Raw genomic sequence first — 10,690 nt, 5'->3', positions numbered from 1 at the left:
CCTGATCTACCTGCCGGATCTGGACGCGGGGGGTGGATTGCGCTTGTCACGTGTGTGCGTGGCGGCGGGCGAGGCCCGGGCCGGGCGTGACAGGATGCGGCGTGCCTCCGTTCAGCGCCGTACCCCCCGGTGGCCGCCCGCCGTTCGTCGCGGACCTGCACATCCACTCCAAGTACTCCCGCGCCTGTAGCCGCGACCTCACCCTGCCGAACCTCGGCTGGTGGGCCCGGCGCAAGGGCATCGGGCTGCTCGGCACCGGTGACTTCACCCACCCCGCCTGGTACGACCACCTGCGCGAGACCCTGCACCCGGCCGAGCCCGGCCTCTACCGGCTCAGCCCGGAGGCGGAGCGCGACATCGCCCGGCGCCTGCCGCCCCGGCTGGCCGGCGAGGCCGAGAGCGACCCGGTCCGCTTCATGCTCAGCGTGGAGATCTCCACCATCTACAAGCGGGACGACCGCACCCGCAAGGTGCACCACCTGATCTACCTGCCGGATCTGGACGCGGTGGCCCGGTTCAACACCGCGCTCGGCCGGATCGGCAACCTCGGCTCCGACGGCCGGCCGATCCTCGGCCTGGACTCCCGGGACCTGCTGGAGATCACCCTGGAGGCGAGCCCCGACGGCTACCTGGTGCCGGCGCACATCTGGACGCCGTGGTTCTCCGCCCTCGGCTCGAAGTCCGGCTTCGACGCGATCGCGGACTGCTACGCCGACCTGGCCGAACACATCTTCGCCGTGGAGACCGGCCTCTCCTCCGACCCGGAGATGAACTGGCGGGTCGGCAGCCTGGACTCGTACCGGCTGGTGTCCAACTCGGACGCGCACTCGCCACCGGCGCTGGGCCGGGAGGCGACGCTCTTCACCACCGACCGCGACTACTTCGCGGTACGCGACGCGCTGCGCACCGGCGACGGCCTCGCCGGGACCGTCGAATTCTTCCCCGAGGAGGGGAAGTACCACGCCGACGGCCACCGCCTCTGCGGGGTCAACTGGGCGCCGGAGCAGACCCGCGCGGCGGGCGGACGCTGCCCCGAGTGCGGCAAGCCGCTCACCGTCGGCGTGCTCAGCCGGGTCGAGGAGCTGGCCGACCGCCCGGTGGGGCACCGGCCGGAGCACGCGCGCCAGGTGACGCACCTGGTGCCGCTCGCCGAGATCCTCGGTGAGCTCAACGGTGTGGGCGCCCGCTCGAAGAAGGTCGACGGGAAGCTCAACGATCTGATCGCCGCGCTCGGACCGGAGCTGGAGATCCTGACCGGCACGCCGCTCGACGAGATCGCCCGGGTCGGCGGTGAGCTGCTCGCCGAGGGCATCGGCCGGCTGCGCCGGGGCGAGGTCCGGCTCGTCGGCGGGCGCGCCCGCGATCTTCAGCGCCTCGGTGAAGTGCACCGCCGGGATCTCCTCCGGCACGGCCGGCAGTTCGATTCCGAGGGTGGCCACCGCGCCCGCGGCCCGTTCCGCGACGCTGCCCAGCATCCCGGCGAGGACGTCGCGCAGCACCCGCATCACGTCCCGGTGGTCGGCGACGAAGCCCAGCTCGACGTCGAGCGAGGTGTACTGGGCCAGGTGCCGGACGGTGTCGTGCGGCTCGGCGCGGAAGACCGGGCCCACCTCGTACACCTTCTCGAAGACGCCGACCATCAGTTGCTTGTAGAACTGGGGCGACTGGGCCAGGTACGCGGGACGGCCGAACCAGTCCAGCTCGAAGACGTTCGCGCCCGACTCGGTGGAGGAACTCACCACCTTCGGCGTGTGGATCTCCACGAAGTCGCGGCTGTCCAGCGCCGCCCGGAAACCGGCCACGCTCGCCGCGGAGACGCGCAGCGCCGACGAGCGCAATGGATGGCGCAGGGCGGTGGGCGCGTGGTCGAGCTGGGTGGGCAGGCTCGCGGTGAGCGCCGGCCGGTACAGGTCGAACGGCGGCGGCACCGCGGGCGGGCCGAGTGGACGTACGACCGGGTCGGTCAGCTCGACCCCGGCGGGAGCCGTCGCGTTCGCCACGACCGTGGCGGTGACCTCGACGACTGTCTCCTCGGTCAGGGCCTCGACCTGGGCGCGGGTCGCCGGGTCGGTCACCACCACCTGAGACAGCCCGGCGGCGTCCCGGACGATCAGGAAGGCCACCGACTTGAGCAGCCGACGACGGTGCACCCAGCCGGCGGTCCGGACGGTCGCACCGATGTGGGCGGAGAGCTGGGTGGAGAGGATGCGTTGCACGGTGTACCTCCTCGTCGACTCGCAACGCCTCCGCCGCGTGCGGCGGAGCATTACTCCAGCCCGGGAGGTGCGGGCGAGCGGGTCCTCGCGGTGCCACCACACCTTCGCCCCCGCCTGGGCGGGGGCCTCGTTCGTCGCCCGTGACGTGGGCCAACCGGCGGGCTCTACTGGACGTCGCCGTTTCGTGGCACGCCGTTCTTCCCGCTGCTCGGGAGGGTCTTCACGGGCCCGTCGCCAGACCGCCTTCCAGCACTTCGGCGGCTCTCTGCACTGGCGGGCGGGCCGCTACTCGGCTCCGTCGTCGCAATTGCCGAGGACACTAACACCGATCATCGCCAGATGTGACAACGTTTTCGGTAGGGCCGGTGTTCGGCGTCACAAGCCCCGGGGACGTGACGCCGGTCGCCCGCGCTACATCGACGGGCGCCGTCGGGCGTAGGCTCGGTTTCGTGACGATCGAGCACTCCGCGCCGACGACCGGCCAGGCCGCGCGTACCGCGACGCCCGCCCCAGAGGGGCGGCGCATGCTGCGGATCGAGGCCCGCAATGCCGAGACGCCGATCGAGCGCAAACCACCGTGGATCAAGGTCAAGGCCAAGATGGGGCCGGAGTACACCCAGCTGCGCGGGCTCGTCTCGCGGGAGGGGCTGCACACCGTCTGCCAGGAGGCCGGCTGTCCCAACATCTACGAATGCTGGGAGGACCGGGAGGCCACCTTCCTCATCGGCGGTGACCAGTGCACCCGCCGCTGCGACTTCTGCCAGATCGACACCGGCAAGCCGGCCGAGTTCGACGCGGACGAGCCGCGCCGGGTCGCCGAGTCCGTGGTGTCGATGGGCCTGCGCTACGCCACGGTCACCGGTGTGGCCCGCGACGACCTGCCCGACGGCGGCGCCTGGCTCTACGCCGAGACCGTCCGCCAGATCCACGCGCTGCAGCCCGGCTGCGGCGTGGAGCTGCTGATCCCGGACTTCAACGCGGTCCCCGAGCAGCTCGCCGAGGTGTTCGGGTCCCGCCCCGAGGTGCTGGCGCACAACGTCGAGACCGTTCCGCGGATCTTCAAGCGGATCCGGCCGGCGTTCCGCTACGAACGGTCGCTGGACGTGATCCGGCAGGCCCGCGCCGACGGGCTGGTGACCAAGAGCAACCTGATCCTCGGTATGGGCGAGGAGCGGGCCGAGGTCTCCCAGGCGCTGCGCGACCTCCACGAGGCCGGTTGCGAGCTGATCACCATCACCCAGTACCTGCGCCCCAGCCCCCGGCACCACCCGGTCGAGCGGTGGGTCAAGCCCGAGGAGTTCGTGGAGCTGAGCGCGGAGGCCGAGGAGATCGGCTTCGCGGGCGTCATGAGCGGGCCGCTGGTGCGTTCGTCGTACCGGGCGGGCCGGCTCTACCAGCAGGCGCTCGCCGCCCGCGACGCCGGCTCGGTGGTCACCGCCGGCTGATCCGCGCCGCTGCCGGCCCTCCCGGCCGGCGGGTGCCATGATCAGAACATGACGGCCGGCGTACGCCAGGGGACCCGCGACGCGCGTGGCGGGCGGGCGGGCGCCGGCCGGGTTCGGCTGCCCGTCGTGGCGCTGCTCGCCGGGGTCGGCTACCGGCTGGCCCTGCTCGCCTTCCATGCCCCGGCCACCAACAGCGACGAGGCCACCATGGGGCTGGCCGCGCTGCACATCGCCCGTGGGCAGGACTTCCCGGTGTGGTTCTACGGGCAGTCCTACATGGGGACGTTGGAGGCGTACCTCGCCGCGCCCGTGCTCGCGCTGACCGGGCCGTCGGTGTTCGGGCTGCGCCTCGTCACGCTGGCGCTCTACGCGCTCTTCGTGCTGCTCGCCTGGCGGTTGACGCTGCGACTGACCGGTGACCGGTGGTTCGCGCTGCTGGTGGTGGCGCTGCTCGCGCTCGGTTCGGACCGGATCGTCAAGAACCAGCTCATCGCCGGTGGCGGCTATCCGGAGATGAGCCCGGCCGCCGCCGCGCTGGCCCTGCTCACGTACGACCTCTGCGCCGGTCGGCCGGGCCGCCGGCTGCCCCGGTGGACGGCGTGGGGTCTCCTCGCCGGGCTGATGCTCTGGGTGGACCCGCTCGTGCTGCCGTACGTGCTCGGCGCCGCAGCGGTGCTCGTGGCGTTCCGCCGGCGGGAACTGCGCGGCCGGGCCGGGGCGGTGCTCGGGATCGCCACCCTGGCCGGGGCCGCGCCCCTGCTCGGCCACAGCCTGGCGACCGGGCGGAACCCCCTCGCCGCCGTACTCGCGGCGGCCGGCGGTGGCGCCGGGGTGCCCGCCGGCTGGGCGGACCGGCTGCACGGCGGCCTGCTGCTCGGCCCACCGCTGGGGATGGGCTTCTGCGCCCCCGGCGACTGCGCGACCTGGCAGCTCTGGTGGGCGTTCGCCCTGCCGGTGTTGCTGGTCGTCGGCGTGGTCTCCGCCCTCCGTGTGCTGGGCGTCGGCCGCGCCGGGAACGACGTCGGCGGCACCGACCATGCCGGAAGCGGAGGTGCCGGTCCGGATCGCGCCGTCAGCGGGCGTGCCGGCTCGGACCACGCCGCAAGCGTCCGTGCCGGTTCGGATCTTGGACCGTTCCCGTCGGGTTCGAGCGGCAGCCGTCCCAGCTCCGCCGGCGCCGGCGCGGTGGAAGGCCGGGTCGGGGCGGCCGTTCGCCTGGCACTCGTCGCGGCGGGCGCGGCCACGCTCGTCGCCTACACGGTGAGCAGTTCGGCGGGCCGGACCCCGGTGGAGAGTTCCCGCTACCTCTCCTGCCTGCTCGTCTCCCTGCCCGCGCTGCTCTGGCCGCTGTGGCGCGCCGCCCGCCGCCTGACCGACGGCCGGTCACCGCTGGCCGGTCGACGGGTCGCCGGGCTCCTGGCCGCCGCCGTGCTGGCGGCGACCGTGGCCGGTACGGGCTACGCGACCTACCGCGCCGCCGGCACCGCTCCCGCCGCCCGAGCCGCCGAGGCCCGGCACGCCGAGCTGGTCGGCACGCTGCGCGAACTGGGCGTCCGGCACGTCTACGGCGGCTACTGGACCTGCAACCGGCTCACCTTCGCCAGCGGCGAGGACGTGGTCTGCGCGGTCGTCGACGACGAGCTGCGCCCCGGCTTCGACCGGTACGCCCCGTACCGCCGGGTGGTGGCCGCGTCGGCCGCGCCGGCCTGGATCGCGCCGACCGGCTCCCCGCTCGCGGCCCGGCTGGACGAGCGCCTGCGCGCCGCACCGGGGAGCCTCTACCTGATCACCATCGACGGCTACCGGATCTACCTCGCCCACGCCTGACGGCCGTCGCCTTGCCCACCGTCAACACACTGTCGGGCATGAGCCAACGACGCTGGGTCGGCTTCACCGTGCTCACGCTCTGCGTTCTGCTCGCCGCCGCGGCGGGACTGCGGCGGGCCTGGGCGGACGTGACGGTGCGTCCGCCGTCGCCACCCCCGGTCTGCCAGCTCGTCCGGCCCGAGGTGTTCGACATTCTCGTACCCGGGCACGGACCGCTGAAGGCGGAGGGTGAGCAGGGCAGCGCTCCGGGCACCCGCTCGAACACCTGCTCCGCGAGCGCCGTCTCCCGCACCGGGGAGGCAACGGCCTCGCTCTGGGTCGCGTTGATCCGCCTCGGCCGGCATGACGGCGAGGGCCCACGGTGCGTCGGGCGGAGCCGTCCGTTGCACATGCCCGTCATCAACCGCGTCAACCACCCGGTGGCGCTCGGCGACGCCGCCGCCTACGTCCTGTCGGGCGCTCCCGACACCGACCGACACGTCCGTCTCAGCGTCTGCTTCGGCTCCTATCTCGTTTACGTCCAGTACGCGGCCCGCCAGGTCGGCGACCGCGCACTCGTCGACGCGGCCACCACCGTCGGGCGGGAGGTCCTCTCATGGCTGTGATGTGGCCGCTCGGGCCGCAGGTGCTCAAGCGCGGGTTGCTGCCCCGCCGCCCCGTCGGCCGCCGGGTCGCGCTGCGCAAGGGGCTGCTCGGGCTGGCGGCGCTCGCGCTCGTGATCGCCGCCGGTCTCCTCGGCGCGCAGCTCGGCCGGCTCGCGGCCCCGACCGTGGTGAGGTGGCAGGTGGAGCGGATCGATTCGGGGAACGAGGCCCCCTCGCTCCCTCCGCTCCCGCCGTCCCCGTTCGGTCGATAGCCCGACGTCAGGCCGACCGGCGGGGCCGGCTCGACCTCCGAACGTGCGGGGCCCGGACGCGGATCACCCGCACCGGGCGGGACCACTAGACTCTGCGGCATGGCAAAGCCCCAGGAGAAGGTCTCGTTCGGCCAGCGGCTGAAGCAGATCGGGATGGTGTTCCAGTTCACCGCCAAGCAGGACCGGTGGTTCGCCCCGCTGGTCGCCGCCGCGGTGCTGATCCCGCTCGCGCTGACCGTGGTCGCGACGATCCTCTGGGGCTGGATCTTCATACCGCTGGGCATCCTGCTCACGCTGCTCGCCGTGCTGATCGTGCTCAACCTGCGCTCGAACAGCGCGATGATGAACGCCGCCGAGGGGCAACCGGGGGCAGCGGCGCAGATCATGGAGAGCATGCGCGGTGACTGGCGGGTGACGCCGGCGGTCAGCTCCACCACCCAGATGGACATGGTTCACCTGGTCATCGGTCGGCCGGGCGTGATCCTGCTGGCCGAGGGGAACCCGCAGCGGGTACGCGGCCTGCTCGGCCAGGAGAAGCGCCGCCTGGCCAAGGTGATCGGTTCGGCGCCGCTGCACGACTACGTGATCGGCCAGGGCGAGGACGAGCTGCCCATCCGCAAGCTGCGGACGACCCTGATGCGGCTGCCGCGCAACCTCAGCGGCAAGGACGTCAACGCGCTGGACAAGCGCCTCAAGGCGCTGAGCGCGCGGCCGCAGCTGCCCAAGGGCGCGATCCCGAAGAACATGCGACCGCCGCGGGGGGCGTTCCGCCAGACCCGGGGGCGCTGAGCCCGGTCGTGCGCGAAAGAGCCGGACCCGTGCGGGTCCGGCTCTTTCGCCGTCTCAGACGGAGGTGACGACCGAGCCGGTCACGCGGTCGTGCAGGCCACGACGGTGCGCGTCCATGATCAGAGCGGGCACGACCAGCGCGAGGAGCAGGCCCCGCAGGAGACCGCGGAACACCCCGATCCGGCCGCCGTCGGACCAGGACACGCAGCGGATCCGGGTGATGTACATGCCGGGGGTCTGGGCGAAGAGACCGAGGAAGAAGGCGTACTCGAGGACGAGCACGAGTACCGGCGCCCACCCGTCGCTGACCGGGTCGGCGAAGATCCTCGCCACCAGCAGGCAGAGCACCCAGTCGATGATCAGTGCGCCGAACCGCCGGCCCAGGCTGGGCGGGGTGAACGAGGGGTCGGCGGCGGGGGGCACCGGATGCGGATCACGCGGGTTGGTCACAGCGGTCAAGGGTAACCAGCGGGTCGGCCGCCGGCCGGGGCGGACCAGCGTGACCTACCCGCCAACTCGGACATTCCGGATGCCAGTCGCTAGAATTGCCCAGACCGCCACGGTAATGCGCCCCCATCGAGCGCTTTCACCAGCACCGATGACGCTCCGCGAGGGACGTAACACGGCAGAAACACTCAAGACACGGCAGGGCAACCGCCCCGCCATAACGTCGCCAGAAGCCCAAGCAAACGAGTGGACGTGCCAGGAGGACGTGTGTTCGCCAACCCCGAGGAACTTCTGCGCTACCTCAAGAACGAGGACGTGAAGTTCGTCGACGTACGCTTCTGTGACCTGCCGGGTGTGATGCAGCACTTCAACCTGCCGGTCGAGTCCGTCGACGACCAGATCTTCACCGAGGGCCTTGCGTTCGACGGCTCGTCGATCCGCGGCTTCCAGGCCATCCACGAGTCGGACATGCTCCTGCTCCCCGACGTGGCGACCGCCTTCATCGACCCGTTCCGCGCGCAGAAGACCCTCGCGCTGAACTTCTTCATCCACGACCCGTTCACCCGCGAGGCGTACAGCCGCGACCCGCGCAACGTGGCGAAGAAGGCCGAGGCCTACCTGGCGGCCAGCGGCATCGCCGACACGGCGTACTTCGGGGCCGAGGCGGAGTTCTACATCTTCGACTCGATCCGCCACGAGACCTCCGCGCACCAGTCGTTCTACTACATCGACTCGATCGAGGGCGCGTGGAACACCGGCCGGGAGGAGGAGGGCGGCAACCGCGGGTACAAGACCCCGTACAAGGGTGGCTACTTCCCGGTTCCCCCGGTCGACCACTACGCCGACCTGCGCGACAAGATCGTGCGCCGGCTCGTCGACAGCGGCTTCACGGTGGAGCGCTCGCACCACGAGGTGGGCACCGCCGGCCAGTCCGAGATCAACTACAAGTTCTCGACCCTGCTGCACGCCGCCGACGAGCTCCAGCTCTTCAAGTACATCGTGAAGAACGAGACCTGGGCGAACGGCAAGACCGCCACCTTCATGCCGAAGCCGCTCTTCGGTGACAACGGCTCCGGCATGCACACCCACCAGAGCCTCTGGCTGAACGGTGAGCCGCTCTTCTACGACGAGACCGGCTACGCCGGCCTGTCGGACACCGCCCGCTGGTACATCGGCGGCCTGCTGCACCACGCCCCGTCGCTGCTCGCCTTCACCAACCCGACGGTCAACTCGTACCGCCGGCTGGTGCCGGGCTTCGAGGCGCCGGTCAACCTGGTCTACTCGCAGCGCAACCGCTCCGCCTGCACCCGCATCCCGGTGACCGGCAGCAACCCGAAGGCGAAGCGGGTCGAGTTCCGCGTGCCGGACCCGTCGGCCAACGTCTACCTGGCCTTCTCCGCCATGCTGATGGCCGGACTGGACGGCATCAAGAACAAGACCGAGCCGCCGGCGCCGATCGACAAGGACCTGTACGACCTGCCGCCGGAGGAGTGGGGCGACGTCAAGCAGGTGCCGGGTTCCCTGTCGGAGGTGCTCGACCGGCTCGAGGGCGACCACGACTACCTGCTCGAGGGTGGCGTCTTCACGCCCGACCTGATCTCCACCTGGATCGAGTGGAAGCGGACCAACGAGGTCGACCCGGTGCGGCTGCGCCCGACCCCGCACGAGTTCGCCATGTACTTCGACTGCTGAGACGCTCGCTCGTCCCGTCCGGGCCGGTTCCGCATCCCGCGGAGCCGGCCCGGACCATGTAACGGACCCCGGTATATCTTCGTGTCCGTTATATTGGACCGCGTGGACACACCGCTGCGCGAACCCACCTTCCTGATCCTCACCGCGCTGGCCGCCGCCCCGACGCACGGCTACGGCCTGATCGGCGAGGTCGCCGCCCTCTCCGACGGCCGCGTCACGCTGCGCCCCGGCACCCTCTACGGCGCGCTCGACCGGCTCGTCGACGCCGGGCTGGTCGACGTCGACGGGGAGGAGGTGGTCGACGGCCGATTGCGCCGCTACTACCGCCTCACCTCGGCCGGCGAGGCCACGTTGAGCAGCGAGACCGAGCGGCTGCGCCGCAACGTCGAGGCGGCCACCGCGCGGCTGCGCGACCGGGCTTCGGGCGCCACCGCTCCCCGCCTCGCGGGAGGGCTGGCATGAGCGACCTGGAGCGCCGTTACCTGCGGCTGCTGCGCGCCTACCCCGCCGACTACCGCCGCTCCCGCGGGGCCGAGATCGTCGGCACCTACCTCGACCTCGCCGGTCCCGACCGGCGCTGGCCGTCCGCCGCCGACGCCGCCGACCTGCTGCGGGGTGGCCTGCGCCAGCGGCTGCGGGCCGCCGGGGTGGCCGACCTGGCTCCCGGCGTACGCCTCGCGGCGGTCCTCGCCTTCCTCACCGCCACCGCCCTCGCTGCGGCCTGGTCGGTGCTGGAGCTCCGGCCGCCCCCGGCCGACCTCGGTCTGCCCGCCGCGGGGCCGTTCGTCTCGCTCGGCATCGGGGCGTGGGTCGCCTGGCTGCTCGCCGCGGTGGTGTACGCGCTGGCCTCCGGTCGGTGGGCCCGCCGGGCCGTCGCGCTCGCTCTGCTCCTCACTCTCGGCCTCGTTCCCGCCGCCCCGCTGGTCGGCCTGCCCCGTCCGCCGCTCTTCGTCCTGCTGCCACAGGTGGCGTTGGGCCTGGTCGCGCTCGGCCTACCGGTCACGCTGCCGGCGGCGCTGCGGGCGGCACCACTGATCGCCGTCGGCGCTGTAGCGCTGGCGGGGACCAACCCGCACCTGCTCTCCCCGCAGAGATTCGGTGCGACCTACTACATCGGGACGGTCGTGCCGGTGCTGCCGTTTGCCGCCGGCGCGCTGCTCACGGTGGTCCTGCTGGTCGCGGCCGGGCTCGCCGTGCGCGCCGACCACCGGGGCGTCTGGGCGGCGCTGATCCTGCTCACCCCCATCGGCCTGCTCGCGCTGCAGCCGCTCGCCGGAGCGGTGGACGGGGTGGGCAGGACCGTCGCGGTCTGGTCCGAGCTCGCCGCGACGGCCGTCGTGATCGGGGTGGTCGGCCCCGCGCTGCTGCCGCTGGCGCTCGCCCTCCGCCGTCGCCGCCCGACCCGTTCACCCCGCCTC

At 72.5% G+C, this 10,690-nt stretch carries 9 protein-coding genes and 2 pseudogenes; 9 read left to right on the top strand and 2 right to left on the bottom strand.

The window, feature by feature from the left end:
- Positions 1-101: 101 nt before the first annotated feature.
- A pseudogene (locus E1211_RS26360) lies at positions 102-1,352 on the top strand (endonuclease Q family protein); the annotation flags it as partial.
- Here E1211_RS26360 and E1211_RS26355 read toward each other — a convergent pair.
- Positions 1,278-2,216, bottom strand: a pseudogene (locus tag E1211_RS26355) (amino acid--tRNA ligase-related protein); the annotation flags it as partial. The pseudogenes E1211_RS26360 and E1211_RS26355 sit on opposite strands and share 75 nt — an antisense overlap.
- Positions 2,217-2,608: 392 nt before the next feature.
- Between E1211_RS26355 and lipA the strand changes: the two are divergent.
- From lipA to E1211_RS26330, 5 genes are all read left to right on the top strand, one after another.
- Positions 2,609-3,661, top strand: coding sequence for a lipoyl synthase (gene lipA / locus E1211_RS26350; RefSeq protein ID WP_165947349.1), 1,053 nt, complete (start codon positions 2,609-2,611; stop codon positions 3,659-3,661).
- Positions 3,662-3,709: 48 nt separating this feature from the next.
- Positions 3,710-5,488, top strand: a complete 1,779-nt coding sequence (locus E1211_RS26345) for a hypothetical protein (protein WP_132351955.1) — start codon at positions 3,710-3,712, stop codon at positions 5,486-5,488.
- Positions 5,489-5,526: 38 nt separating this feature from the next.
- Positions 5,527-6,093, top strand: coding sequence for a hypothetical protein (locus tag E1211_RS26340; RefSeq protein WP_132351953.1), 567 nt, complete (start codon positions 5,527-5,529; stop codon positions 6,091-6,093).
- Positions 6,084-6,344, top strand: a complete 261-nt coding sequence (locus E1211_RS26335) for a hypothetical protein (RefSeq protein ID WP_132351951.1) — start codon at positions 6,084-6,086, stop codon at positions 6,342-6,344. Before E1211_RS26340 ends, E1211_RS26335 begins: the two co-directional genes overlap by 10 nt.
- A gap of 99 nt (positions 6,345-6,443) precedes the next feature.
- Positions 6,444-7,133, top strand: coding sequence for a DUF4191 domain-containing protein (locus tag E1211_RS26330; RefSeq protein ID WP_132351950.1), 690 nt, complete (start codon positions 6,444-6,446; stop codon positions 7,131-7,133).
- 54 nt (positions 7,134-7,187) lie between these two features.
- Here the strand turns inward: E1211_RS26330 and E1211_RS26325 are convergent, their stop codons facing one another.
- The gene (locus E1211_RS26325) at positions 7,188-7,592 is read right to left on the bottom strand and encodes an RDD family protein (RefSeq protein WP_371686202.1); all 405 of its coding nucleotides are present in this window, start codon (positions 7,590-7,592) and stop codon (positions 7,188-7,190) included.
- Positions 7,593-7,847: 255 nt separating this feature from the next.
- Between E1211_RS26325 and glnA the strand changes: the two genes are divergently transcribed.
- The 3 genes from glnA to E1211_RS26310 form a co-directional block, all read left to right on the top strand.
- Positions 7,848-9,272, top strand: a complete 1,425-nt coding sequence (glnA, locus tag E1211_RS26320; RefSeq protein ID WP_132351959.1) for a type I glutamate--ammonia ligase — start codon at positions 7,848-7,850, stop codon at positions 9,270-9,272.
- Between the two features lie 102 nt (positions 9,273-9,374).
- Positions 9,375-9,734, top strand: coding sequence for a PadR family transcriptional regulator (locus E1211_RS26315; protein ID WP_132351946.1), 360 nt, complete (start codon positions 9,375-9,377; stop codon positions 9,732-9,734).
- Positions 9,731-10,690, top strand: a 960-nt coding sequence (locus E1211_RS26310) for a hypothetical protein (protein ID WP_132351944.1), incomplete at its 3' end; no start/stop codon positions are given. The genes E1211_RS26315 and E1211_RS26310, both read left to right, overlap by 4 nt.

The organism is Micromonospora sp. 15K316 (assembly GCF_004348525.1).
GTDB lineage: Bacteria > Actinomycetota > Actinomycetes > Mycobacteriales > Micromonosporaceae > Micromonospora.
This window is presented reverse-complemented; position numbering and strand designations above follow the sequence as displayed.

Bases quoted from the DNA above. Each gene is read 5' to 3' on its own strand.
- E1211_RS26345 (WP_132351955.1), top strand. From the start codon at position 3,710: ATGACGGCCGGCGTACGCCAGGGGACCCGCGACGCGCGTGGCGGGCGG.
- E1211_RS26340 (WP_132351953.1), top strand. From the start codon at position 5,527: ATGAGCCAACGACGCTGGGTCGGCTTCACCGTGCTCACGCTCTGCGTT.
- E1211_RS26335 (WP_132351951.1), top strand. From the start codon at position 6,084: ATGGCTGTGATGTGGCCGCTCGGGCCGCAGGTGCTCAAGCGCGGGTTG.
- E1211_RS26330 (WP_132351950.1), top strand. From the start codon at position 6,444: ATGGCAAAGCCCCAGGAGAAGGTCTCGTTCGGCCAGCGGCTGAAGCAG.